Here is a 24032-nt window from a genome sequence, read left to right as displayed (position 1 = left end):
GGAATGGCTTATTTTCCGGCATTTTTAAAATTAGACGGTAAAAAAATTCTTATAGTAGGTGGCGGAAATGTTGCGTATGAAAAATTGGAACATCTTCTTGATTTTACAAAAGATATACATATCATTGCAAATGAATTTTCAGAGGAGATGCTGCAGCGCATAGAAGAAGAAAATCTTGTGTATGAAAAGCGTAAGTACAAAAAAGGTGATATACGGGAGTTTGCTGTTGCAGTGGTTGCTGTGGACAGTATTGCACTGCAGGCAGAGATATTTGAGGAGTCCAAGCAGTATAATTGTTTGTGTAATGCTGTGGACTCGGTTGAGTATTGTGATTTTATTTTTCCTTCGTATGTAAAAAAAGAGGATCTGATTATTGCAATATCAACTTCAGGTGCTTCTCCTGCGATGGCAAAGCATTTAAGAAAATATCTGCAAAAGATGATTCCAAATGGAATTTCAGAATTTTTGCAGGAGATGAAAAAACTGCGTAAAAGTTTGCCCAAAGGAAAAGAGAGAATGAAAATGCTTGATGAAAAAGCAAAAAAATATATAGAAAATTGGAGTCATAATGAACGCTAAAAAAGGATTGTTTTTAGGGATATTGTTTGCATTTTTTGCACTTGGGTTTATAGCGATACAAAAAGCTACCCCGGATACAAAGCCGCACAGAATTTACAAAGAGATTAAAGTCTACAGTCCGTATAAGTTTGAAAAAACAATCGGTGGTCTTGCCATTGTAGATACAAGAACAGGGACCAAAGAGAAACCGGATGCGGCAGATTCATTGTACCGCATGGATGAATTGGATCAAAAGTGGGGAAAACAACATTTGAAAGTTGTAGGAAATGATGTTATCGTCCTTGGCGATGCAAATCAAACAGTGAGAAAAATCTATATAGAGACAAAAGAAGAAAGAGACTGGCTGAAAAAGTTTTTTGGCATCTAATCTTATATTCGTTTTATAAAGGGAGTGCATTATGCTACGCTTGACTTTCCTGGCAATTTTTATTATTGTTGTATGGATAGAGCTGCTTCCTTATATAATTCCAAACAAGCCAAAACAGCTCTACAGTGATGATCAACTTCGTGAAATTGCCTTAAGCAGAGGAATGCAGCCGATACCCAAAGAGTATGATAGATTTTTAAAACTGCTGGATTCAAAAGAAAATCCGATAACAAAAGAGAAAGTAGCTTTAGGCAGAAGTCTGTACTTTGACACAATACTTTCGCAGGATAAAACAGTCAGCTGTGCTTCTTGTCATATGCTGAAAAAAAATCCTCATAATAAAAAGCAGTTTTTAGATGACCTGACACATCCCCAGGCAAAAACCGACTGTATGGTATGTCATATTAAGGATGAAAGCGGCAGTGACAGACTCTCTACGGCAATAGGAGTAGGTGCCAAAACTGCTCCAAACCATTTAAACACACCGACAATATTAAATTCAGCCTTGGCAAAATACAGAATGTGGGATGGTTCACTCACAAGCTCCAAAGCAGCTGTAGCTCCTATGATACATGATAAATACAAAATGAATCTATCGGCACAGGCAGTCGAAACAAGGCTAAAAAACAACCAGAGATATAAACAAACTTTTGAAAAGATTTTTTCGGACGGCGTGACCTTTGAAAATGTCTGTAAGGCTTTGGATGTTTACCAAAAAACACTTTTGACACGCAGTGCCTATGACAGATTTTTGGAAGGGGACAATGCAGCAATGAGTGCGGAGGCAAAAAGAGGTTTTCGAAACTTCATTCAGCTCGGATGCAAAGGGTGTCATACGGGCATAACAGTCGGAGGGCAGACCATCCAGAAATTTCCGACACGAAATTATAATCATATCATAGATGTCACCGGTATTTTCAGCACGCAATACATTGGGCGTGATGTGGCTGCTTTTGATTTTAATGTGAAGCCGTACAGCAGATATCCTTTTGAAAACAAGGGCGGATTTTTAGGCAAAAACAACGAACAGCTTTTTCGGGTGCCTATTTTGCGCAATGTTACCAAAACATCTCCCTATTTTCATAACGGAGCCGTATTTGATTTACGCGAAGCTGTCCGTATTATGGGAAAATACCAGTTAAGCATGGAGTTGACAGAGATACAGATAGATGAAATCGTAGCATTTTTAAAATCACTTGAAGGTGATGTTGTCGAGTATAAGGAACTGCAATGAAAATTTTATATATAAACCTTGATATTCTCTTTATGTTTGTCAGTGGAATTTTGCTGATGAACTATTTTTCACTGCAATGGTCCTATTTTCGAGTGATAGAATTTCTTCACATTTTTGGCTCTGTAGTTCTCACACTGTTTTTTGTTCTTCCTTTTTTATATAAGCATATTTATGAGAGTATGATAATTATGAAACACAAAAGCAAAAGCGGGTTGGCATTTGCTTTTGTATTTGTGTTTTTACTCGTCAGCGGAACGTACCTGTTCTTGATAGGAAACAGAGGCGGTGATATCTATGGCATTGTTTCTTACTACATACACCTTTATGGCTCTTTTGTATTGCTGTTCTTTTTTGCACTGCATCTGAGAAAATTTTTTGCGGTAAAAAAAATTACAGCTGTTCTTCCTCTTTTGCTGATATTCTTCCCAAACTATGCCTATTCAAGTTCAGAGAAACTGACAAATATCATCTTTACAGACGGTGCAAAACATCATCACAGTATAGACTGGACAAACTCCGTTACATGTAAAGCCTGCCACCCGGCTATCTTTCAACAATGGGCAGATTCAAACCATAGACATCTCGCAGATTCCAATCCATACTATATGGTGCTTGAAAATTTGGCTGAAATGGACAGAGGCAAAGAGTTCAGACAATGGTGTATGGGCTGTCATAATCCGAGTGCCGTGAGTATGCACCAGGAAAGAACAACACATTTTATGCAAGACAATATGATGCCGGAACCATTGTTTACAAAAGCTTCGCAAAACCTGATTAATACGTATAAAAACCATCCGAACAGACTGGAGCAGGGGGTTTCATGTATCGCATGCCATCGAATTGTTGATGCAAAATCAATGGGCAACAGTTCCTACAGCTTGAATCTTACAAAAAGAAAAAAGTATCTCTATGAAGACGCACATACAGATATGAAAGTATGGATAAGCCAAAAACTTATCAATGCAAAACCGCAGATCCACAAGCAGGAATATATGAAGCCTTTGTATAAAAAGAGTCAGTACTGTGCCTCCTGTCATAATGAATTTTTGCCACACAGCGGAAAAAAAGTTGTTTCTACCTATGAACAGTGGAAAGAGTCACCATATAACAATCCGCAAAACCCAAAAGAGCATAAAGATTGTATAGACTGTCATATGACCTATATGAAAAACGGAAAATTTTCTCCGTTACAGGGGCATTCAACGCTTGGCGGTCAGTCTAAAAAAGATATAAAAGTACACTATTTTGCAGGAGGCAATCATTTTCTGAGCGGATTAAAGAACAAAGAGAATGAATCACAGTCTCTTCAGCTTCTTAAAACATCCGCCAAACTCGATGCGGATATTGAGAACAATGTGCTCTTTGTAGGCGTGAAAAATGTTGGTGCAGGACATAAACTGCCGACAGGAGCAGCAGATTTTCGTGAGTTGTGGCTTGACATAACGGTGAAGGACAGCCAGGGAAAAACTGTTTTTAGCAGCGGAAAACTCAACAAAGAAGGGGAGATAGAAAAAGGTTCTGTTATTTTTAACAAAGTATTTGGGGACAAAGAAGGCAATCCTGTGGGACTGTTTTTCTGGCGGTATGAAAAATTACTCAAAGATACGAGAATACCGGCAGGCAAGCGGGTCGTAAATAGATTCCTGCTGCAAAAACCACTCCGATATCCTTTACATGTAGAGATCAAACTCAATTTTCGAATTTATCCGCAATGGGTGACAAATATTGTAAAAGCAGCCTATCCGCAACTGCCGGACCCTCCTGTCATAACACTGACACACCTGGAAAAATCTTTTGATTAGAAGTATCGTGTTCATGCTTCTTCTGTTGTTTGAGTTAGAGGGATTTACTATAGAGAATTCTTATAACACTGCACAGTACAAAGCGCTCAAATCAAATAAAATACTTCTTGTTTTTTTGACAAAAAAAGGGTGTTCTGCCTGCAATAAAGCTCTTATGAAAATGATAAACAGTAAAAGACTTACTTCACTTATTGAGAAAAATGCAGTTTTTGTTTTGGTTTATAGAAACCAGGAAGAGAGCTTTCCGATAGAAATGCTTTATACCACACAATACCCGACACTTTTTTTTCTTGACAGAGAGGAACTTTTTACCTGTAAAGCATTGCGTGGCAATATAAATATTACAAAAACAATGGATTGTTTACATCCATAAAACAATATTTATGAAAGCGCATCAAAGGCATCTTCAATTGTTTTATATTTTTGTGCTATGAAAAGGTACACTGCCGCATTGAGCTTTGCCAGTTTTAAATATTCGTCAGAAGGGTTGTTCAGCTGTTCAAGAGAGTCCGCAAGGCTTATCTGCTCCCAGGATTTTTTATAATGAATGCCGTAATATTGAGGAGCTACTATTATTTCTTCTATGTTGTTTGACTTCATAATCCATATACGTCCTTTGCTGAAAAGTTCCGGTGTTCCTTCATTGCCCTGAATCAAAGCAAAAGACTCATATCTGTCTGCAAAAATTTCAACATACTTTTTAACATAAGGTTTATGAAAAACGCCTGTAATCGCATACTGACTGTTTGCCACTTTTGGCAGTTTTTCTATGGTATTAAACCCACTTCTGAGTCCCAGCTTATTTCTGATGTCTGTAAGTTGATGCAGTTTGTTACAATACTTTTTTCTGTCAAAGTATTGTATGTTTTGGTGAAGATCAATGTTTTGGCATATATCTTTTATTGTAATGCCGTCTTTTGCAGGTTGTTTGTCATCACCCATAATCACTAGTTTCAAATCTGTATTTTCAAGTGCTTTTGCAACCAGTGGAAAAATATATGGATTTTTGGCTTTTCCGTCAAAAGGATATCCCAATTCTATTGAATCGGGAAAATTTTCTTTTTTGGTATACGCATCACACGCACTTAATGCGCCGCGAAACTCTTCTGTTGTTTCAGGCTTGAGTCTCCAGCCCAGTAAAAATGCGGCAATCTGTTCACTCGGGACACTTTGGTCCAAAATCTGCTGCATCATATCTTTGCTCTCTTGAAAGCTTAAATCTCTGTTGCCTTTTGGACCGGTGCCAACTGCATGTATATATTTGAAAAAATCCATTCAATACCTTTTATTTCTTTTGAATAAAGTGTATCAAAAATATATAAATATGACTACTCCTGCAGCTCCTTTTGTATCGCTTCTTGCAAATCAGCATCTTTTGGTGAGATATTAAAATAATTTTTTGCAAAAGTAATGGTAACTGCTTTCATTTTACCATTTTCTTCTTTTTCTCCGATAAGCATATTTTCTTTAAACTCAGTGATTCTCCAACCGTTTTTTTCACCGGCTTCGCGAATGAGAGTATGGACTTTTTTGAGTGGAATCTCATGTTTGAAATATATGAAACCAGCTGTTTTTACATCTTCGGATGATATTTTTGCTGTTGAGCAGGCGTTGAAAAGCAGAGTGCTTAAAAGTATCGAAATCGTCGAAATTATGATTTTTTTCATAGTAACCCCTTTGTTATATGATATAATAATAATTATAAAGAAAAATTTAATTTCGAGGAATTTTGATGACACTTCACGATGTTATGATTATTTTGGTACTGACCTTCCCAATGTTTATTTTTACAATCTATCCGGCAATCCGACTGAGTGATTATCTGGAGGCACATCACGGGATACAAGAGTCGCAAAAACGCTCTGTAATGTTAGTGGTGACATTTTTGGGTGCCCTGTTTCTCTCCTCTTTATTGTACTATATATGACAAAAGGAATTGCATGAAAAAATTACTTTCTATCTTGTTGCTGAGTATATTGTTATACGGATCAGATGCTGCTTTTGAAGCCTTTCATACCGGAAATTATAAAAAAGCATTTTCATTGCTAGACACAGAAGCAAAGCAGGGGAACATCAATGCAACCTATAATTTGTCGCTGATGTATTACAACGGGTATGGAGTAGAACAAAACATCTCTAAAGCAGCCGAACTGTTAGAGCGTGCGGCAAAAGCGGGGCATAAAAAAGCGCTGCAAAATGTAGGCCGTATTTATATGCAGACAATGAATTTTGACAAAGCCGCAGAGTGGTTGAAAAAAAATGCAAAAGAGGGTGATACCAAAGCCTGTTATCTCTTAAGTGAAATCTATGTCACACAAAACAAATTCAAAGAGGCAAAGAAATGGGCCCAAAGGGCTATAGACTCGGGAAATTCCGAAGTTCTACTCTTGTATAAAGAGTATAAGTTACAAAACTATTAGTGATGAAACCAGTCAAGCTGTTTTCTGAGTGTAACAACTTTTCCGACTATAATGAGTGCGGGAGTGGGCACACCCTCTGCTTTTTGCACAATATCACCGAGTGTCCCGACAACAACACTCTGATCTTTTGTCGTACCGCGTGAAATGACGGCACAGGGATAGTCTTCGGGCTTGCCTACTTCTATCAGTTTTGATGAAATTTTAGAAAGATTATGCAGTCCCATTAAAAATACGATGGTGTCATCTGTTTTGAAATTTTCCCAGGCAATCTGGGACTCTTTTTTGTTTGGGGATTCATGCCCTGTTACTACTCGAAAACTTACGGCAATGCCACGGTGAGTGACCGGAATGCCGGCATAGGCAGGAACACTGACTGCAGAGGTAATGCCGGGAATAATTTCAAATTTCACACCTCTTTCATGCAAATATGCTCCCTCTTCTCCGCCGCGCCCAAAGACAAAAGGATCTCCGCCTTTTAAGCGGACAACAACATTGTGCTTGAGAGCATTTTGGTAAATGACTTCATTTATCTCTTCTTGAGGAAGTGTGTGCCTGCCGTCTTCTTTGCCGACATAAACAAATTCACAGCCGTCTTTTGTCATCTCTAATATTTCCGGATTTGCCAAACGGTCATATATGATGACATCGGCTTCTGTGATAACTCTGTGTGCTTTCATTGTCAAAAGCTCAATATCTCCGGGACCGGCACCGGTTAAATAAACTCTACTCATTGTTTTTTTCCTCATAAATAAAAATACCAGAAGGCTTCTTGATGGTAAAAATTTCGCGTTTTAACCACCATCCTTTTGTATTTATGACTGCGATTTTGTTTGCATCATTGACGGAAACATACAGATAAGGTTTTTCCTGAGACCATCTTACATGTAACACCTTGCCGTCAAATTCAAATCTTTTAATGACTTTGAGTGTTTTTGTATCTATGATTTGAATGACCGGAAACTTTTTACCGCTGAATGTCACAGCCAAATATTTTTTATCCGGTGAAAGGGCAGTAAAAACAGGCATGCCTTCAGTTTTAATAGCTGTAATAAATTTAAATTTCGGAGTAAAAACAAAAACTTTGTTGTCTCCCACCGCAGGAATGAAGATTTTAGAATGGCTCACCGACCAAAAACCGAAATGCGGTACTTTTAAAACCGGTTCTCTCTCTCCCAACTGCAATGGAATTTTTTTATATTTCATGGTATCAAGATTGAGTTCGCCTATCCAAGGACTGTTGAAAAAGCCGTTGACATATTTGTTGCCATCAAGCAAAGCGTCAAAAGGCATAATGCCCACATCTTTAAACTCTTTGTAGAGAACAAAATGCGGTTTGCCTTTGCCCTTGTTTGTGTCTTTGTAGACGGCAATCGTGTCTTTGTCCATTTCTGAAAAAACGAGATAGTCTTTATAGATTTTTATGCCTACATTCCGTGAACCGGTTTTGAGCTTTTGTACAGGCTGCAGATTACGGGATAAAATATCTACACTTTTGTCATCATAATTGGCAACGGCAACATAGTTTTTGTTAATGACAAAGCCTATGGCGCTTTTGCTTGTTTTGTATTCGGAGAGTTTTTTCTCAGTAACAGGGTTAAAACGCATAATGTAGCCATCCCGTGAGATAAGATAGCCGTCATTGTCGTAAAATTTCATAACACCGTGATTCATATTGTGCATGTTTAGCATATGATTTCTCGGAAGCCCGTCTTCTATGACTGCTACCGAATTGCTCTCCCGTTCAACAACAAAGACTTTTTCATGTGCCAGTGCACTTACATGTAAAGATAGGGCAATAAATACCATTACTAAAATTTTTTTTATTTTCATTATACTGTCTCTCTTTCTTCTTGGGTTAAATAACATGAGGGGTCTTCACTCCACAGGTCGCCTGTTATTGCATACGCACGTGCCCGACTGCCGCCGTTACATATATCTATCTGCTTACATGTAGAGCAGATACCGCTGATTTGTTTTCTTGGATGGACTCTGAGTTGTTCCAACAGATCTCCGCTTTGCCAAATGTCACCAAAATCCTGATGGATAATATTGCCCACTATAAGCGGGAAGAATGGGTCAGGGCGCACATCGCCTTCGCTGTTTATGTTAAGGAGTTTTCGACCTGCAGAGTTGCCGCCCCATTTGACGAGTCTCTCTCTCATCTTTTCTTTTAGCTTGGGATACTTTTGTGCAAATTTATTTAAAAAGGCAACCGCATCCATCTCCATATTTCCGGTGACGATTTCTATTTCGCGCCCTGTTTCATAATACTCAAATGCTTTGTCAAGGATAAAATCAACTGCTTTTTTTCTTTGCTCTTTTGTCAAATCCATTTTCAGGTTATCAAGTCCACGCCCCGAGTAGACAAGGTGTGAGATATATATCTTTGGTATATTGTGCTGCTCAACCAGATCAAAAATATATTCAAGCGAACCGATGGTGTCTTTTGTCATTGTAAAGCGTATACCGACTTTTGCACCCGTTTCATTTGCCAAAAGGACAGACTTGAGTGTCTCTTTAAATGCACCCTTGAGTCCTCTGAAATAGTCATGGGTTGCTTCATCACCGTCGATGCTCACACCAACATAGTTAAAAGTGTCAGTAATTTTTTTGATATTGCCCTTTGTAAAATAGAGTCCATTGCTTGAGAGGTAGGTAATGATGCCGTGCTCTTTGCAAAAGTCGGCGATTTCAAAGAGGTCTTTTCTTGTTAAGGGTTCGCCCCCCGAAAAGATGATAAATTTGACACCATTGGCTTTCATCTCCAAGATGGTTTTTTTAATCTGCTGGGTTGTGAGGGTATCTACTTCATCCAAAGTTGATTTGGAATAGCAGTGCAGACACGAAAGATTGCAGCGGTTTGTAAAATTCCAAATGGCTATGCTTCCGTCTAAAATTCTCTCTTTTTTGTCTTCGACAACAGAAGCGATAAGATTTGATAATCGAAACATTATTTTTTACCTTTGTATGAGAGAATATAATCACTGACCGCGTCGAGTTCATCAGCAGAGAGTTTGAGCTGTGTCATGACACTTCTTTTGTAGCCAAATTGTTTATACAGAGACAGAGGCGAAGCAATATAGGCCATAATCTCTTCTTTTGTACGTTTGTCTGCAATCTGTGAAAACGGGGGACCAAAGGCCATTGCTGTTTGATGATGGCATCCCCAACAGTACGTTTGAAAGACTTTTTTACCATCTGGCTTTTGTGCAAAAGCCACAGAGCAAAAAAGTAAAAAAAGAATAATCAGTTTTTTCACTCCATCTCCCTTTTTAAGCAGTGTATATTGTTTATATTGTAGCGAAAATTTACTTGAAATTTTGCTTATAAATCCCAAAAAACAGGGAAAAATTAAATAAAAACCTTATATATATAATTATAAAAAAATATTATGAAAAAAAAGATGATTTATATCAAGTAATGAGAGAATTTCTCCCAAAAAAGGGAGAAATATAAAAATAGAGTCTACGCCCCAGGAATAGACTGTCTGTGCTCGATTGAGTATGTAAACGTTGGTGTTGTCAAACCTTCTATATATTTAACAAATTTACCGGTTTTCGCTTCATAAATACCGATACGACCGGCATTCCATTCTGAAACCATAGTCCATTTCCCATGATTTGCAGGTTCAGCATGTAAAATTCTAGGAATGATTACTTTGCCTTTTTTATCTTTAACAGTAGGAACTTTCCAACTGTAAAGTGTTTTATGCGTTACAGGGTCTATAATAGTACCTCTTTTTGTACCGACTGTCAAAATTCTATCTGTTTCCAAAGTCTGTTTGTTAATGAGATAGATTTTGTTCCAGTTTGCCGGACCGCCAAGAACATTGTCTGACCAGATAAAAGGCGTATGTTCACTTGTTCCGACAAAAAGACCGCCGCCGGCAGTTCTGATATGGGCTACAACATTCCAGTCACTGTCCCAAATTACAACATCACCGACATTCATAGAGTTTGTCGCATAAAGTTGTCCGTATCTGTCATTATACCAAGATGAACCCTGTCCCGGGTGCGGCTTGCTTCCCGGACCTGTGTATACTTTGGCAACTAAAGATTTTGTTTTAAAGTCAACTACACCCATCACATCACTTCCTTGAGAAGCCTGCATTAAGTAGCGACCGATTTCTTTTCCTTCATTTTCAAAACCGTCATGCAGGATTTTACCGATATTTGGAATATCTCCGACTATCGGATAGTTTGGTTTTGAATAGTCTATAATATAAACATGCCCAGCATCTTTAAGTGCAAAGGCAATATATGGACCATACGGTGTATCATAAACACCGGCTACACGAGAAGAACCAATGTCTCCGTCCATATTGATAACACTCGAAGTAGGGTAGACTTTGAGCGGTTCAAGTGTCATAGCATCCATAAGCACCGCACCACCCGGAACATAATTCCCTGCCATCAGGTATTTTCCGTCCGGTGAAACTGCCAGACCACGAGAATCACTACCAACCTGACATTCAGCAATTTTTTGCTGACCCGGTGTGTTTAAGTCAAACATTGTTACCAGACCTGAACGGGAGATAGAGTATGCATAACGAGGCTGACGTTTATTTGTAACGGTTACATGCACCGCAAATCCGGCAGGATGGCGGGAAAGAATTTTACCGGTTGTTCCGTCCACGAAGACAACGCGTGCTGCATCTCTTTCTGTTACAAAACAAATATCAGTGTTTTTCTTTACATCAACAGGATTGGGATATTTTTTGAGGAATTTCATTCTGTCGTTGAGTTTCTTCCATCCTTGTTTTACCGCATCAAGCGTAAGGACTTCTATTTTTTTGCCTTTGAAATGCTGAAGATAATCCACCATTTTTTGTGCATCTGCTTTCGTCATTTTATTGGCAAAAGGAGGCATAGCGGTACCCGGACGGCCATTTAAGATTATTTCAGCCAGTGTATAGGCATTTTTCTTTTCCAATTGTGCCGGACGCAAATCTGCACCGACGCCTCCTTCATGATTGGGACCGTGACAACCCTGACACTCTTTTTCGAACATTTTTTCAACATCCATATGCGAAGTACCCGCAAACAGACCTGAACTGACAACTGCAAACGCTGCAGCTGATATCACTAATTTACCTAATCTCATTTTATTTCTCCTTCTAAAATATGATTAGATATTGACTCTAATTAAGAGTCAATACCGACTAGTTCTCATTTTCTAAACGTTTCTTCTCCTGAAAATAGATCCAAATCATTGGAAGTATTATGACTGTGTGTAAAAAAATTGTTAAGGTTAAAGGTCCTTGGTTAAGCCAACCGAAAAAACTCGGGTTGACATCTGTAAATGGTTCAAACATTATATCTCCTTATCTTTCGTGTACTGGATTTTTACCAGTTGTAAGTAAATCTTTTGCCAGGAATATGAAACCGATGAATGTAACAACACCCATGATGAGTCTCCAGTCCATTGCTTGAGAAAACCACATTCCGCTCTGACCGTCAAAGTATGCCGCCCAGGTAGCACCCATCTGTGCACGGGAAACAAGAACCTGTACATATCCTGCAATTGTAAGTGCCACAGTCATTCCGACAACACCGCCGGTAATCATGCTGACAGCCCACAGAGATGCTTTGGTATGTTTCATAACTTTAATACCGTTTGTGCCTTGCACCGCAATATACATCATACCGACAAGGATGGTCGCATAGGCTCCAAAGAAGGCCAGGTGACCGTGTGCTGAAGTAAACTGTGTACCGTGAGTATAAAGATTTACCTGTGGCAGTGTATGGAAGAATCCCCAAATACCGGCACCTAAGAAGTTACCAAAGGCATTAAGGACAAACCATGTAAATGCCGGCTTATTTGTGATAACTGATTTTACATTTTCTTCGCTAACACCTTCTTTTGCCATTTCTGCACCTTGCGTTTTCCCCCAGTCATATAGAACGTGAATAAACATAGCCACAAGCGGTAACGGTTCTAGTGCACTAAATAGTGCTCCGATTTCCCACCAGTACTCAGGTGTTCCGATCCAGAAATAGTGGTGACCGAGTCCAAGTATACCTGATCCAAAGAGCATAGCAACTTCTATCCATAACCACATTTCAACAACTTTACGGTGTGCGCCAATCATAGTAATAAGACCGTAAGCCGCAATCGCGCCAACGAAAACTTCCCAGGTAGCCTCAACCCATAAGTGGATTACCCACCACCACCAGTACTGATCAACTGTAATATTGTCCGTAAAGAACATACCGGCCAGATAAAGACCTGCAAAGGCAATCATATCTGCCATAAGAACGGTGACAATTCCTGTCTGTTCCCCTTTCATTCCTGTTAAGAAAAGATTTCCGACAAATCCAAGAGCTACAACGACAATGCCCCAGTCAGCCCAACGAGGTGCTTCAATATATTCACGGCCCTCTGTAATAAACCAGATTGTTGTTGCATCTGCAGGACCTACCTGAATGAACAGATATACAAGTACAACGACAACGATTGCTGCTGCAAAAATCCAAAACAAAAGCTTTCCGATTTTGATACCGACTGTTTCAATACCTGTCTCATCCGGCAGTAACCAGTAAACAGAACCAAACATTGCAAAGACCATCCATACAACGAGTGCATTAATATGTATAATTCTGGCAATTGAAAAATCCAGAACGCCATATAAAAAACCAGGCATTACATATTGAATCGCTGCCACTAACCCGAAAAGTAATTGGGCGCCAAAGAGAATAGCCGCAAATGTAAAGTACCATGTTGCCAACTGTTTTGATTCACTTCCGACACCTGTTAAATATTTACTTGCCATGAACTGCTCCTTTTATTTTTCCAAAGTTTCTTGGGAAGCCATTTGTGTCAATAGATGACATATGTTTCAAGAAAGCAACTAAACCTTTAGCCTCTTTTGCTGTGATACCTAAATCCGGCATCATACGGGCATGTGTAGGATACTGGTCCGGATGCATAAGGAATTCAGCCATCGCCTCTTCTTTTGTGTTTTTCCCCGTTAGAGCCTGCATCGCACCATCTGGTCCCCATGCAGGGTCTAGCCATGCTTTTGTCAAGTCAGGTGCATAATATGCGCCATTTCCAAGAAGTGTATGACAATCCATACAGTTTTTGGCCTGTGAGCCTAACTTGCCTAAGTGAAGTAAAGCCCCGGCTTCTTCTTCCGAATAGTCATCTCGACCAAAAAACTTTTCTTTTTCCCCAATCACCGGAATTTCATGACCACGTTTTGCGCTCATTTCATACGTGATTTTGTAATTTATAACGGTAGGTCCTGGAACCCTCTTCGTCACCTTGTTTTGTAGATCCTGATCATTTCCCATTGCAATCTGAGCTGACGTATCAAACGTTAACCAAATTAAAAGAACTGATGCAAAACCTGTAACCCACGTTGCTGTTCTTCGCCAGAAACGATTGTCACTCCATACAGATTTATTAGCCACTGTATCCTCCTATAAATTTATTGTCAAAATATATATCGTGCATCAATGTTCATTTTCTTCATGAACCTGATTTTGCATATAATAAACAGCAAATGGAAGTAAAAATAATCCAATTGCTGCGACAACTAAAGCTTTTGCAGTAAATTCCCCGACATGCATTAAACTTCCCATTAAATACAAACAATAGGCAGTCAATACCCAAAACATGTATGCAAAAAGCATACTCCACGGTTTTAGTAGTTTAACTTTTACTGCAGTATATATACCAACATAAAATCCTCCAAAAACTAACACAAGTGCTGACGATACAAATATAGTTAGAAAATCATCCAACGCAATTTCCGGTCTGATTATAGATGGATCGATCATTTTACACTCCTTAAACTCTGTTAATATTTTAGAATCATATGTATTCTAGTCTTTTCTGATACCAATAATATTGATATAAATCAATTTTATTGACTAACATAATGATTTTATCTTTTTTTTATAATTAGTGTTACATTAGGTGAAGGATTTTTGTTATTTGTTTAAGGAATTATTTATATGTGTAGATTGGTAATAGTTTTTCTTATATTTCTTATATGTAAGCTAGTTACATGTAAGAAAATAGTTGTTGATGCTTTGGACTAATTCTTGCACTCTTTTTTTATAAAGTGTAAGATTGATGTTCTTATTTGCATTTATGTTGTTTTTTATATCATTAGCACAGGCAGTCAGAGCATCTGCACCAATATTCGCTGAAACACCAATAATATCGAGAAGCAGTCTGTCAGCCTGATCTGTTTTATTGTTTTTGAGTAAAATTTCCAATTCTTCTGCAGAATTACTATAGGTGAGAAGAAACTCTTTTAAAATATCGTGGTAAAAAGCAGTGTCATTGCCACATACCTGCAGACCTCTTTGTGTATCTAAAGTCGGTATATCCAAAGAGTTGTCCTCTTGTGCTGATATTTTAGCAGAGTATTTATAAAGAATATCATACAAAGCATCAACCTGCAAAGGCTTTTCAAGATGTTCATCCATACCGGCTTCTTTCATTTTTCTGATGTCATCACTTGCCGTATCTCCACTCAGGGCAATGACGGGGATATGATTGTTTTGGGGATCGTGTCTGATAGCTCTGGTGGCTTCAAATCCGTCAACTCTTGGCATATGCGCATCCATGAGTATAATGAGAAAGTTTTTGTCCGTTTGGAGGATGTCAAGTGCTTCCTGCCCGTCATTTGCCACAACAACTTCTATACCGCTGTCTCCAAGGACTCCAAGGATTACTTTTTGGTTAATGAGATTGTCTTCGGCCAAAAGAATTCTTTCCCCGGCAAATATTTTAAAATCTTCTTTTGTTATCTTTGCATGGCTTGGCACAGTATTTTGTATTTTTTTTTCTTGAATCTCTTTTTGTGGTGTTGCAGTAATTTGCCCGCTTTGCTCTGCTTTGAGTTCTTCTTCTTTTTTATCTGCTTTTGTATCCGCTTCTGTTTTTTTGTTTTTTTGTTTTATCCTAAAATAAATGAGCATAAGCAGAAGTATGGTTGCCAAAGCAAATAATTCATTTTGATACTGTAAAACCATAAGAAGACCCTTTTTTTGTTCTTAGCATAAATCATACAGTATAAAAAATTAAACCTAAATCAAATTTGCTGTATAATCACTAATAAATTTCTATTGACAGGGTGTCTTTTGCAAAATATTCCACATGTTCCGGTTTTATATAAAGAGGTTGTTGAAGCTTTTAAAGATTTAAAAGAGGGTATAGTGATAGACTGTACCATGGGGTACGGCGGACACTCGAGTATGATACTTGAAGCTAATCCCAATATAAAACTCATAGCAATTGATCAGGATCAGACCGCTATAGACTTTTCAACAAAGCGTCTTGAACAATACGGTGAGAGAGTGAGTATAAGAAAAGGGCGTTTTTCAAATGTGATGCAAGAAATTTTGCAAGAGTTTGATCCCGGCGAAATTAAAGGCATTCTTGCGGACATAGGAGTTTCTTCTTTACAACTTGACCAAAAAGAGCGGGGGTTTTCGTATGAGAGTGAGACACTTGACATGCGTATGGACAAAGAGGCGCCACTGAGTGCTTTACATGTAGTGAATGAATATGCCAAAAGCGAACTTGAAAAAATACTTTTAGAATACGGAGAACTCAGAAACTATAAAAAAATTGCAGATGCTATTGTGCAAAACCGTCCTTTTGTTTCGGCAAAAGAGTTAAGTGAAGCGCTCAAACCACATATGCCAAGAGGCAAGAAGATCCATCCTGCAACACTTTTAATGCAGGCAATCCGCATAGAAGTAAATGATGAACTCGGTGAGCTTAAATCACTGCTCAAGAGCATAGAAGAAGCAAAATTACCGGATGCAAAAGTAGCAATAATATCTTTTCACTCTCTTGAAGACAGGATTGTTAAAAGAGAGTTCTCCAAATGGTCCAAATCATGCATATGCCCTCCTGAGGCATTTCGCTGTACATGTGGAAACAACAATCAGCTGGGAAAGATTGTAACGAAAAAACCAATTACGGCGAGAGATGAAGAACTCAAAGAAAATGTCAGGAGTCGCAGCGCAAAGATGCGTCTGTTTCAAATGGGTGAAAAATGAGCGAAAAGAACGAACTTTTAGATGAACTTGATAATCTGGTTATATCAAAACAAAAGTTGGGTCTGAACTATTTTTTATATATGCTGCTGGTGTTAACATTTATCGCTATGTTTGCATTTCCTAAAATTTACATTACAGAGCAGATTTACTTTAAAAGCAGAGATATTGCAAAACTCAAAGTAGAGTATGATACGCTCAAAGAAGAAAACAAACTCATCCGCGCCTCTGTTGAGTCGATAAAATTTAAAAACCAAATACTAGATACTCTCTTTTAAGGAACAGCAGTGATTCGTAAGTTTATAGAATTTGCTATAGAAAAACCACTTTTAAACCATATACTATTACTCTTTATTTTTATGCTCTCCATTTTTGCATATATCAATATACCCAAAGAGATTTTCCCTCCGATGAATATGGATAAAATAACCATAAAGGGTGGTTATGCAGGAACATCGGCTGATATTTTGGACAAAATGGTTGTGCAGAGTATTGAAAATGATTTGCAGAATATTGATGCACTTGAAGATATAAAAAGCAGTATTAAAAACGGTTCGTTCAGTATCAGTGCAGACATTAAAAACGGTTCGGATAATATTTTAGTGCTTAATGATGTCAAAGATGTAGTGAGCAGTGTAAAAAAAGATTTGCCGGCAGATATGAATGAGCCTGTTGCCAAAATCAAAACACATGCATTTCCCCTTGTACTCATAGCACTTTCTGGAGATGTTTCCAAGGAAACACTGCTAAAACATGCAGATGAACTTAAATCTGAATTAAGCAAGTTTAAGGATTTGAGTGACATTACAATTCGTGGTGATGCCGATGAAGAGCTGGATATACAGCTTAATCCGCAAAAAATAAGAGCCTACGGACTCTCCTCAACATTGGTTATCGCACAACTCTCCAAAATAAGTTCGATTTTTCCCATAGGCACCATCAAGCAAAAAGCAAATCATCTTTATATTTCTACATATAACGGTGAAAAGACAAAAGAAGCAGTTGAAAATACACTCATTGATGTTGGCGGAAAAAGAGTCAAAATCGGCGACATTGCAGAGGTTTCTTTCAAGTTGAGTGATGAGGTGGAACTCTCCCATTATAATGGTGTACGAAATATTTCAATAAATGTCACAAAAAGCAAAAACGGCAATGCCATTGCTTTGGTAAAAGAGATACGAGAACTTTTAAAAAAACAAGAAGCAAAACATCCTGATTTGGATTATAATATCTATACAGATACTTCTGTATGGATTAAAAACCGCCTCAATACCGTCTTTTCAAATATAATGTTTGGTTTGATGCTTGTTTTTCTGGCAATGCTGATTTTTATCAACCGAGGCATAGCCTTTGTTGTCGCACTCGGTATTCCTGTAAGTTTTATGATAGGGCTTATCGTAACAGAGATATTGGGAGACAGTCTTAATATGCTCTCTCTTCTGGGAGCACTGATTGCGCTTGGAATGCTCGTTGATGAGGCAATAGTTGTAGCCGAGAACATCTACAGACACCTTGAAGAGGGGATGGATAGAAAAGAAGCGGTCATAACAGGTGCGGCAGAGATGTTTCCTGCTGTACTCACCGCAACGCTTACAACAGTTTTTGCATTTTTACCTATGCTTTTGATGACAGGTGAAATGGGAATGTTTATTAAGATTATTCCTATCATGATAACGGTACTTTTACTCTCTTCACTCTTTGAAGCTTTTTATTTTCTTCCCTTGCATGCACATGATTTTTTGAAAATCTCCAAAGAAGGGAGTTTTACAAAACGATTTTGGCAAAAAATGCACGACTGGTACAGCAGGGCCCTGCATTTTCTTTTTAGAAGAAAGTTTCTCTCTTTGAGTGTTATTGTTGTGAGCATTGTTTTACTTGAATTTGTAATGATTAAAAATGCAAAATTTCAGCTTTTTCCGGATTTTGACAATACACAAATATATGTCTATGGAAAGGTAAATATCAACAATGAACTCAAAGATACGGAAAAAATTGTAACAAAACTGGAAAATATCATTCTTAAAAACATAAACAATGAAGATGTCTCCTCTGTAACCTCTGTTATCGGCTTTAAAATGGATGCCAAAAACAGAGCAGAACTTGGTGAGAACATGTTTCATATATTTATAGATTTGCACGAGCGAGCGCCTGAGAATTTTTTTGATACATACATCAGCCCTTATCTCTCTATAGAGTACAATCCTGGAGTACAAACACGTAAAAAAGATGCAAAAGAGATAGCAAAAGAGATTAAAAAAGTACTGCAAAATCAAAAATCAGCTTTTGAAGAGCTTGTTGTAAAAGTTCCTGGTGCAGGGGTGATAGCACATGATGTCGAAATTGGTTTGAGTACAAAAAACGCCCAAAGTGTTATACCCTACCTGAAAATTCTTGAAAAAGAACTCGCAGGTATTAAAGGTGTTTACAATATAGCGGATGATGCAACACTCGGTGAGAAAGAACTAAAGTTACATGTAAACAGATACGGTCAGGAACTGGGCTTTACTGAACAGGATATTTCAAATGAACTGCGGGCATATTATCTGAAAGGGGAATACGGAAAACTTTTTAATGACCAGGGGTTGGTGCGTATACGACTTGACAGCAATGTAAATAAAGAGATACGTTCTATACATACAATAGAGTTGCAGGTTCCGGGGTCAGACAAATATGTTGCCTTAAAAGAGATATGTGATTTTGAGTATATCCAAAGCTTTGTAACGCTTAAAAAAGAAAACGGCAAAAGAATACGCAGTGTTTATGCTTCTACAGACAAAAAAATTATAACATCATCCGAACTTATGAAAAAACTCCAACCGACACTGCAAAAGTTTAAAAAAGAGGGCATTGTTGTAGATATCAAAGGAGAAGAAAAAGAGAATAACAAAAACAAAAGAGAGATGATGCAGTCGGCGCTTATAGCAATATTTTTAATTTTTATTACTTTGGTGTGGCTCTTTGATTCTATAAGAAAATCTTTAATTGTTATCAGTACAATTCCTCTTGTACTTCTGGGTGTTTATGTGGGACACTGGATAATGGGGCTAAACCTGACTATGCCGGGACTCATAGGTATAGTAGGGCTTGCAGGCGTTGTCGTTAATGATGGACTTATCATGGTAGATTTTATAAAAAATGCCAAAAATACAGAAGATCTGATGAAAAGAGCGCAAACACGACTCAGACCGATTCTTTTGACATCGCTGACAACCGTACTGGGGCTTTTAACGCTTATATTTTTTGCATCAGGCCAGGCAAAAATACTCCAACCGATGGCAATATCTTTGGGATATGGTATCGCATGGGCAACAGTGTTAAATCTGTTGTATGTCCCTTTGCTTTATGCCGTTGTATATAAAATAAAACCACCTCAGACAAACAAAGGATAAAAATGAATTTAGAAATAAGCCAGGCACAGTTTGGTGTAAGACCACCGGTAACAAAACCAATACCGGAATTTTTATTAGAAGTAGGAGAAGAAGGCATCAGAGAACTGATTAGTAAACATTATGATGCAATAAAGCAGAGTGATATTTCTCATCTTTTTCCTCAGGATGATGCAGAGTTTGAAAAAGCAAAAGTGAATTCGGCAGATTTTTTTATTCAAATATGCGGAGGACCGAAGTATTTTAATACAAACAGAGGGGCACCGCAAATGGTCGGTCGTCATGCACCGTTTCGAATTGATGCAAAAGCCCGTCAAACATGGCTGGAGCTTTATAAACCGCTTTTAGAAGAACTAAAAGAAAAGGGCGTGACAGAAACATCCTTGAACTCATTTTGGAGATATTTGGATATATTTTCTATTTGGATGATAAATACGCAGTAGCAGCCTTATAATAAGGATTATATAAGGAAGCTCCTTGTATAATTCCGACCTACCAACAACAAGTGGGTTCTTAGCTCAGTTGGTTAGAGCTCTCGGCTCATAACCGAGCGGTCGAGTGTTCGAGTCACTCAGAACCCACCACTTACATTTTTTGAATCAATCTTACTTTAATTTTCTCATTACACAGAAGTAAAGGTATATTCGATTGTTTGACAATATTATCATATTGCGATAATATAACAATATGATTCAGTCTTTTAAATGCAAATACACAAAACAGCTTTTTAATGGTAAATACCAAAAAAAGTTTTCTCAAGTAGTTAATAATATCGGTAAAAGAAAATTAGATATGTTAGATGCAGCTTTTGCACTGGAAGACTTGAAAGTGTCACCATCTAATCATCTTGAACAATTACAGGGTGATTTAAAAGGTTTTTACAGTATTAGAATTAATAACCAATTTAGACTAATTTTTAAATTTGAAAATTCTAATGCCTATGATGTATATATAGATGATTATCATAAATAAGGATTTTTATATGAAAGAGATTAGACCAAGTACACATCCAGGTATTATATTAAAAGAAGAGTTTGCACTCCCCTTGAATTTAACGCAAGCAAAACTCTCAAAAGACTTGAAAGTCGGCATAAAAACACTGAGTGAACTTTATAATGAAAAAAGAGGTATAACGCCACTTATGGCTTTAAAACTCTCTGAATATTTCGGTACAACTCCACAGTTTTGGTTAAATTTACAAAATGCTTATGATTTGTACAAAACATATCAAAAACAAAAAGAAAATTTAAAAGAGATACATAGAGCCGCATAAAATTCTACTAATGGATTTAAGGCATGCTATAGTCTCAACTACCTTATATTTTCGGTTTTTCAATCTATGATTTGAATACTGATTGTTCCGCTACTGTTTCTTTTTTGGGTAGCAAAAGTATAAATAAGTCATGCAAACACACCAGTTCGTTTGTTGTTTATGATCAATCCTCTGTTGGCAATCCAAACTTCTGAGTAACAAGTTCTCCCTCTTCGTTGAAAAAGAGATAATAAAGCAAATCTTTCTTTACATGTAAGCCTGCCAAGAATCTCAAAGCAAGGTTTGCCTGCAGGGATGCTATGTGCATAACGATAGGTGCTGCAATGCCTGCCGGTGTTTTTTGTACTATTTTAAAAGCGTCATTAAAAGATGATTTGTCAAAAAAACAAACCTGTCCGTGAAATGCTTCTACACTTCCATAAATCCAGGGTGTATTGACTTTTTTTGCATAAGTGTTAATATCTCCGCGTGTAGGAAGATTGTCTGTGGCATCTAAAATGAGATCCACTGCAATGTTCTTTTTGCTCCACTCTTCAAAATTACACTCATGGGCAACAGCTTTTGTGAAGGGACATCGCTGTTGTATAATTTCAGCGTTTATTTTTGCTTTGTTCTTTCCTTCATCTCCTAGTTTAAAAGCAATTTGTCTGTGAATATTATGCAGACTTACATCATCAAAATCTATAATGTGAATTTCTCCGATTCCTGTAGAACCCAATGCAAAGCTCAAAGAAGAACCGAGCCCTCCTGCTCCAACAATTGCTATTTTTTTTGTCTGAAGATTTTTTTGTGTCTCTTCTCCCCAAAGTTGCACCTGTCTGTGAAAATACTCCATCATTATAAATCCTTTTTTGTAAGTTTTAATGCTCTCTTGCTGACAGCTTCTTTAAATCCCCATGTGCGACGAGCGCGTACTACATCTGTATGACTCATATCAACTATCATTAACTCTTCAGTATTTCCCAAATGGTTTAAAATTTCTGCATTCGGGGATGCCAAGATAGAATCACCGTAAAATTTCCATACAAACTCTTTGTCCTGATACTCACCGATTCTGTTGGCTCTGAGTATATACATATTGTGTGTAAATGCTCTTGTGAGTATTAATGCTTTCCATCTCTCATAAGACTCAAAAGTTGAAACACTCGGTACGAGCAAACAGTCTATATTTTTATTTCTAAGTTTAGCAAAAAAATCATCAAAATGAAGTTCAAATCCATTCATTACCGCAAATTTGAAGCCGTCAATTTTAAAAACCATAGGGGAGAGCAGTGGTGCAAGCTCATTTGCAAAGAATTTCTCTTCATTCCAGTGGGCATAGTTAATAAGGATTTGCTGATTGTAGTAAGAGGCAGATGTTGGAGAAAACTTTGCAATGCATTTGTAAATTTTATCTTTTTTGACAATAACCAAGGGCGCGATTATTGTTATACTGTATGTTAAAGAGAGTTCTTTTAGGATTTTAATCTGATGGAGTGCCTGCTCTTTTATCATAGAGACAGACATCTGTTCGAGTTCTTTGAAAAAAGGATTGAGAACGTATTCACCAAGGAGCAGGACTTTGACGCCTTTTTTACTGGCTACCCGAATATAGTTATAAAGTTTTGTAGAGCTCATTCCCTGTGCATTGAGCTGTAAAACTGCCGCTCTCATTGCGTAGTTTTTAAATTTTGAATTTTGATTTGAGCTTCTTCGAGCATTTTTTGTGCTTCGGCCAACTCTTTCATGCCTTTTTCATAGGCTTTTACACTCTCTTCAAGTGTAATCTCCGGGCTCATAAGTGTTTCCAAAATTTCTTTGGCATTTTGGAGTTTTTTTTCAAATTTTTCTTTAGCCATTGAGTGCATCCTTTACATTGTTTTCAAATTTATCAAGCTCTACCAAAAATGCGTCATGCCCATAGTTACTGTCAATATCTACATAATCATGATTTCTGTTTCCTATTTTTTTGAGTATCTGTGCCATTTCTTGCATCTCACTGTTTTTAAACAGCAGATCATTTTTAAAACTTATCAGATACAGAGCAGAGGTTATTCTTTTTAGTGCTTCATCCAGTGAGTCAAATCCTCGAGACAGGTCATAGATGTTAATGGCTTTTGTGATATAAAGATAAGACAAAGGGTCAAACCATTTTGTAAAATTATAACCATTGTATTCCAGATAAGACTCAACCTGAAATTTTCCAAAAAGCTCATACAGTCCATCTGTGAGCTTATACTCTCTGCCGAATTTTTCACGCATTGACTCAGGTGACAAAAAGCTGATATGCCCTGCCATACGACCGACTGCCATCCCGGAGAGTCCCTGTTCTTTAAGCAGTTTTGGGTCATAATACCCCTGTTTGAAATCAGGATCATTAAGAATGGATTCCTGCGCAACTTTGTTAAAAGCTATTGCCCATGGCTGTGTTGCATGTGTTGTCGCCATTGCAATGATTTTGTTCGCAAAGTTTGGATAGTGTATGGCAAATTGGAGTGCCTGCATACCACCCATGGAACCGCCGACTATTGCATGTACTCTGTGAATATCAAGCCTGTCAAACAAAATACGCTGTGCTTTTACCATGTCTTTTATGCTGACAACGGGAAATTTATAACGGTATGGTTCATGGTGGGGATATTGCATGCTCATAGGACCTGTGGAACCAAAGCAGCTTCCTATAACATTGGAACAGATTACAAAATATTTATCGGTATCAATCGCTTTTTTGGGACCGATAAAACCATCCCACCAACCAGGCTTTGCCTCTCCTTCATAGAGTCCTGCGGCATGATGGGAACCTGTGAGTGCATGACAGACAACAACGACATTACTCTTGTCATCATTGAGCGTTCCATAGGTTTCATAAGTAATATCATACGGTTCCAAAATACGTCCACTCTCAAGATAGAGCGGATTTGTAAAATGTTCTGTATGTGTTTGCAGGTTTAAAGACAAGGTGATTGCTCT

28 protein-coding genes and 1 tRNA gene are annotated in these 24032 nt (G+C 37.8%); 14 read left to right on the top strand and 15 right to left on the bottom strand.

The genetic code is table 11. The features are described 5' to 3' along the window. The first annotated feature begins 3 nt into the window (after window positions 1-3). The 5 genes from FJR45_RS08445 to FJR45_RS08425 are packed head-to-tail and all read left to right on the top strand — an operon-like array spanning window position 4 to window position 4355. Window positions 4-579 carry a precorrin-2 dehydrogenase/sirohydrochlorin ferrochelatase family protein gene (locus tag FJR45_RS08445; protein WP_193150147.1) on the top strand — a complete coding sequence of 192 codons (576 nt, stop codon included), beginning with the start codon at window positions 4-6 and terminating at the stop codon, window positions 577-579. Beyond that, on the top strand, window positions 569-946 hold the full coding sequence (locus FJR45_RS08440) for a hypothetical protein (RefSeq protein WP_193150146.1): 378 nt from the start codon (window positions 569-571) through the stop codon (window positions 944-946). Before FJR45_RS08445 ends, FJR45_RS08440 begins: the two co-directional genes overlap by 11 nt. A 31-nt stretch (window positions 947-977) precedes the next feature. After that, on the top strand, window positions 978-2180 hold the full coding sequence (locus FJR45_RS08435; RefSeq protein ID WP_193150145.1) for a cytochrome-c peroxidase: 1203 nt from the start codon (window positions 978-980) through the stop codon (window positions 2178-2180). Next, a complete protein-coding gene (locus tag FJR45_RS08430) occupies window positions 2177-3982 on the top strand; it encodes a cytochrome b/b6 domain-containing protein (RefSeq protein WP_193150144.1) in 1806 nt (601 codons plus the stop codon). The genes FJR45_RS08435 and FJR45_RS08430 overlap by 4 nt, the downstream gene beginning before the upstream one ends. Before the next feature lie 25 nt (window positions 3983-4007). Next, window positions 4008-4355, top strand: a complete 348-nt coding sequence (locus FJR45_RS08425; protein ID WP_193150143.1) for a thioredoxin family protein — start codon at window positions 4008-4010, stop codon at window positions 4353-4355. Window positions 4356-4363: 8 nt separating this feature from the next. On the opposite strand, the gene FJR45_RS08420 is transcribed toward FJR45_RS08425, so the two are convergent. Together FJR45_RS08420 and FJR45_RS08415 are read right to left on the bottom strand one after the other, a co-directional pair. After that, window positions 4364-5257, bottom strand: coding sequence for a glycosyl transferase (locus tag FJR45_RS08420; RefSeq protein WP_193150142.1), 894 nt, complete (start codon window positions 5255-5257; stop codon window positions 4364-4366). Between the two features lie 53 nt (window positions 5258-5310). Beyond that, window positions 5311-5649 (bottom strand): hypothetical protein, encoded by a 339-nt coding sequence (locus FJR45_RS08415; protein ID WP_193150141.1) that lies wholly within the window; start codon window positions 5647-5649, stop codon window positions 5311-5313. Between the two features lie 65 nt (window positions 5650-5714). On the opposite strand from FJR45_RS08415, the gene FJR45_RS08410 reads away from it, so the two are divergent. Both FJR45_RS08410 and FJR45_RS08405 read left to right on the top strand, forming a co-directional pair. Further along, on the top strand, window positions 5715-5909 hold the full coding sequence (locus FJR45_RS08410) for a hypothetical protein (protein WP_193150140.1): 195 nt from the start codon (window positions 5715-5717) through the stop codon (window positions 5907-5909). Window positions 5910-5922: 13 nt separating this feature from the next. Beyond that, window positions 5923-6402 carry a tetratricopeptide repeat protein gene (locus FJR45_RS08405; RefSeq protein ID WP_193150139.1) on the top strand — a complete coding sequence of 160 codons (480 nt, stop codon included), beginning with the start codon at window positions 5923-5925 and terminating at the stop codon, window positions 6400-6402. Here FJR45_RS08405 and cobA read toward each other — a convergent pair. The 9 genes from cobA to FJR45_RS08360 all read right to left on the bottom strand — a co-directional run bounded on the left by cobA (window position 6399) and on the right by FJR45_RS08360 (window position 15392). Beyond that, complete coding sequence (gene cobA, locus FJR45_RS08400) at window positions 6399-7133, bottom strand: uroporphyrinogen-III C-methyltransferase (protein WP_193150138.1); 735 nt, start codon at window positions 7131-7133, stop codon at window positions 6399-6401. The two genes, FJR45_RS08405 and cobA, sit on opposite strands and share 4 nt — an antisense overlap. Beyond that, window positions 7126-8232, bottom strand: a complete 1107-nt coding sequence (locus tag FJR45_RS08395) for a cytochrome D1 domain-containing protein (RefSeq protein ID WP_193150137.1) — start codon at window positions 8230-8232, stop codon at window positions 7126-7128. Before FJR45_RS08395 ends, cobA begins: the two co-directional genes overlap by 8 nt. After that, window positions 8232-9353, bottom strand: coding sequence for a radical SAM/SPASM domain-containing protein (locus tag FJR45_RS08390; RefSeq protein WP_193150136.1), 1122 nt, complete (start codon window positions 9351-9353; stop codon window positions 8232-8234). The genes FJR45_RS08395 and FJR45_RS08390 overlap by 1 nt, the downstream gene beginning before the upstream one ends. Then, complete coding sequence (locus FJR45_RS08385) at window positions 9353-9661, bottom strand: c-type cytochrome (protein WP_193150135.1); 309 nt, start codon at window positions 9659-9661, stop codon at window positions 9353-9355. The genes FJR45_RS08390 and FJR45_RS08385 overlap by 1 nt, the downstream gene beginning before the upstream one ends. Window positions 9662-9867: 206 nt before the next feature. Then, entirely contained in the window at window positions 9868-11505 is a 1638-nt protein-coding gene (locus tag FJR45_RS08380; RefSeq protein WP_193150134.1) for a nitrite reductase, read from the bottom strand. Between the two features lie 220 nt (window positions 11506-11725). Next, entirely contained in the window at window positions 11726-13174 is a 1449-nt protein-coding gene (locus FJR45_RS08375; protein WP_193150133.1) for a cbb3-type cytochrome c oxidase subunit I, read from the bottom strand. Further along, complete coding sequence (locus FJR45_RS08370; RefSeq protein WP_151899971.1) at window positions 13164-13817, bottom strand: c-type cytochrome; 654 nt, start codon at window positions 13815-13817, stop codon at window positions 13164-13166. Before FJR45_RS08370 ends, FJR45_RS08375 begins: the two co-directional genes overlap by 11 nt. 42 nt (window positions 13818-13859) lie before the next feature. After that, window positions 13860-14186 (bottom strand): hypothetical protein, encoded by a 327-nt coding sequence (locus FJR45_RS08365; RefSeq protein WP_151899972.1) that lies wholly within the window; start codon window positions 14184-14186, stop codon window positions 13860-13862. A 222-nt stretch (window positions 14187-14408) separates the two neighbouring features. After that, complete coding sequence (locus FJR45_RS08360; protein WP_193150132.1) at window positions 14409-15392, bottom strand: response regulator; 984 nt, start codon at window positions 15390-15392, stop codon at window positions 14409-14411. A gap of 108 nt (window positions 15393-15500) precedes the next feature. On the opposite strand from FJR45_RS08360, the gene rsmH reads away from it, so the two are divergent. From rsmH to FJR45_RS08325, 7 genes are all read left to right on the top strand, one after another. After that, on the top strand, window positions 15501-16427 hold the full coding sequence (gene rsmH / locus FJR45_RS08355) for a 16S rRNA (cytosine(1402)-N(4))-methyltransferase RsmH (protein ID WP_193150131.1): 927 nt from the start codon (window positions 15501-15503) through the stop codon (window positions 16425-16427). Further along, window positions 16424-16702, top strand: a complete 279-nt coding sequence (locus FJR45_RS08350; protein WP_151899975.1) for a hypothetical protein — start codon at window positions 16424-16426, stop codon at window positions 16700-16702. The genes rsmH and FJR45_RS08350 overlap by 4 nt, the downstream gene beginning before the upstream one ends. Window positions 16703-16711: 9 nt before the next feature. Further along, complete coding sequence (locus tag FJR45_RS08345; RefSeq protein ID WP_193150130.1) at window positions 16712-19813, top strand: efflux RND transporter permease subunit; 3102 nt, start codon at window positions 16712-16714, stop codon at window positions 19811-19813. A 2-nt stretch (window positions 19814-19815) separates the two neighbouring features. Further along, entirely contained in the window at window positions 19816-20253 is a 438-nt protein-coding gene (locus FJR45_RS08340) for a globin domain-containing protein (RefSeq protein WP_193150129.1), read from the top strand. A 64-nt stretch (window positions 20254-20317) separates the two neighbouring features. Then, window positions 20318-20394, top strand: a tRNA-Ile gene (locus tag FJR45_RS08335). A 103-nt stretch (window positions 20395-20497) separates the two neighbouring features. Further along, window positions 20498-20782, top strand: coding sequence for a type II toxin-antitoxin system RelE/ParE family toxin (locus FJR45_RS08330; protein WP_193150128.1), 285 nt, complete (start codon window positions 20498-20500; stop codon window positions 20780-20782). Between the two features lie 10 nt (window positions 20783-20792). Further along, window positions 20793-21083, top strand: coding sequence for a HigA family addiction module antitoxin (locus FJR45_RS08325; protein ID WP_193150127.1), 291 nt, complete (start codon window positions 20793-20795; stop codon window positions 21081-21083). 163 nt (window positions 21084-21246) lie between these two features. Here FJR45_RS08325 and FJR45_RS08320 read toward each other — a convergent pair whose 3' ends face one another. The 4 genes from FJR45_RS08320 to metX are packed head-to-tail and all read right to left on the bottom strand — an operon-like array spanning window position 21247 to window position 24020. Further along, window positions 21247-21921 (bottom strand): HesA/MoeB/ThiF family protein, encoded by a 675-nt coding sequence (locus FJR45_RS08320; RefSeq protein ID WP_193150126.1) that lies wholly within the window; start codon window positions 21919-21921, stop codon window positions 21247-21249. Continuing rightward, the gene (locus tag FJR45_RS08315; RefSeq protein ID WP_193150125.1) at window positions 21921-22736 is read right to left on the bottom strand and encodes a carbon-nitrogen hydrolase family protein; all 816 of its coding nucleotides are present in this window, start codon (window positions 22734-22736) and stop codon (window positions 21921-21923) included. The genes FJR45_RS08320 and FJR45_RS08315 overlap by 1 nt, the downstream gene beginning before the upstream one ends. Further along, on the bottom strand, window positions 22733-22921 hold the full coding sequence (xseB, locus tag FJR45_RS08310) for an exodeoxyribonuclease VII small subunit (RefSeq protein ID WP_151899980.1): 189 nt from the start codon (window positions 22919-22921) through the stop codon (window positions 22733-22735). Before xseB ends, FJR45_RS08315 begins: the two co-directional genes overlap by 4 nt. Further along, complete coding sequence (metX, locus tag FJR45_RS08305; RefSeq protein ID WP_193150124.1) at window positions 22914-24020, bottom strand: homoserine O-acetyltransferase MetX; 1107 nt, start codon at window positions 24018-24020, stop codon at window positions 22914-22916. Before metX ends, xseB begins: the two co-directional genes overlap by 8 nt. Window positions 24021-24032 lie beyond the last annotated feature (12 nt).

This window comes from Sulfurimonas sediminis (genome assembly GCF_014905115.1).
Lineage (GTDB): Bacteria > Campylobacterota > Campylobacteria > Campylobacterales > Sulfurimonadaceae > Sulfurimonas > Sulfurimonas sediminis.
Note: the sequence above shows the minus strand (reverse complement) of the source record. Positions and strands in the feature narration are given on the sequence as shown.

What these genes read in the sequence shown, in the direction of transcription:
- FJR45_RS08365 (WP_151899972.1), bottom strand. Translation starts at nt 14,186, where the DNA reads ATGATCGATCCATCTATAATCAGACCGGAAATTGCGTTGGATGATTTT.
- FJR45_RS08440 (WP_193150146.1), top strand. Translation starts at nt 569, where the DNA reads ATGAACGCTAAAAAAGGATTGTTTTTAGGGATATTGTTTGCATTTTTT.
- FJR45_RS08435 (WP_193150145.1), top strand. Translation starts at nt 978, where the DNA reads ATGCTACGCTTGACTTTCCTGGCAATTTTTATTATTGTTGTATGGATA.
- FJR45_RS08360 (WP_193150132.1), bottom strand. Translation starts at nt 15,392, where the DNA reads ATGGTTTTACAGTATCAAAATGAATTATTTGCTTTGGCAACCATACTT.
- FJR45_RS08350 (WP_151899975.1), top strand. Translation starts at nt 16,424, where the DNA reads ATGAGCGAAAAGAACGAACTTTTAGATGAACTTGATAATCTGGTTATA.
- FJR45_RS08405 (WP_193150139.1), top strand. Translation starts at nt 5,923, where the DNA reads ATGAAAAAATTACTTTCTATCTTGTTGCTGAGTATATTGTTATACGGA.
- FJR45_RS08340 (WP_193150129.1), top strand. Translation starts at nt 19,816, where the DNA reads ATGAATTTAGAAATAAGCCAGGCACAGTTTGGTGTAAGACCACCGGTA.
- FJR45_RS08380 (WP_193150134.1), bottom strand. Translation starts at nt 11,505, where the DNA reads ATGAGATTAGGTAAATTAGTGATATCAGCTGCAGCGTTTGCAGTTGTC.
- FJR45_RS08395 (WP_193150137.1), bottom strand. Translation starts at nt 8,232, where the DNA reads ATGAAAATAAAAAAAATTTTAGTAATGGTATTTATTGCCCTATCTTTA.
- FJR45_RS08410 (WP_193150140.1), top strand. Translation starts at nt 5,715, where the DNA reads ATGACACTTCACGATGTTATGATTATTTTGGTACTGACCTTCCCAATG.
- FJR45_RS08430 (WP_193150144.1), top strand. Translation starts at nt 2,177, where the DNA reads ATGAAAATTTTATATATAAACCTTGATATTCTCTTTATGTTTGTCAGT.
- FJR45_RS08415 (WP_193150141.1), bottom strand. Translation starts at nt 5,649, where the DNA reads ATGAAAAAAATCATAATTTCGACGATTTCGATACTTTTAAGCACTCTG.
- FJR45_RS08375 (WP_193150133.1), bottom strand. Translation starts at nt 13,174, where the DNA reads ATGGCAAGTAAATATTTAACAGGTGTCGGAAGTGAATCAAAACAGTTG.
- cobA (WP_193150138.1), bottom strand. Translation starts at nt 7,133, where the DNA reads ATGAGTAGAGTTTATTTAACCGGTGCCGGTCCCGGAGATATTGAGCTT.
- FJR45_RS08445 (WP_193150147.1), top strand. Translation starts at nt 4, where the DNA reads ATGGCTTATTTTCCGGCATTTTTAAAATTAGACGGTAAAAAAATTCTT.
- FJR45_RS08390 (WP_193150136.1), bottom strand. Translation starts at nt 9,353, where the DNA reads ATGTTTCGATTATCAAATCTTATCGCTTCTGTTGTCGAAGACAAAAAA.
- FJR45_RS08315 (WP_193150125.1), bottom strand. Translation starts at nt 22,736, where the DNA reads ATGAGAGCGGCAGTTTTACAGCTCAATGCACAGGGAATGAGCTCTACA.
- FJR45_RS08325 (WP_193150127.1), top strand. Translation starts at nt 20,793, where the DNA reads ATGAAAGAGATTAGACCAAGTACACATCCAGGTATTATATTAAAAGAA.
- FJR45_RS08320 (WP_193150126.1), bottom strand. Translation starts at nt 21,921, where the DNA reads ATGATGGAGTATTTTCACAGACAGGTGCAACTTTGGGGAGAAGAGACA.
- xseB (WP_151899980.1), bottom strand. Translation starts at nt 22,921, where the DNA reads ATGGCTAAAGAAAAATTTGAAAAAAAACTCCAAAATGCCAAAGAAATT.
- FJR45_RS08330 (WP_193150128.1), top strand. Translation starts at nt 20,498, where the DNA reads ATGATTCAGTCTTTTAAATGCAAATACACAAAACAGCTTTTTAATGGT.
- FJR45_RS08420 (WP_193150142.1), bottom strand. Translation starts at nt 5,257, where the DNA reads ATGGATTTTTTCAAATATATACATGCAGTTGGCACCGGTCCAAAAGGC.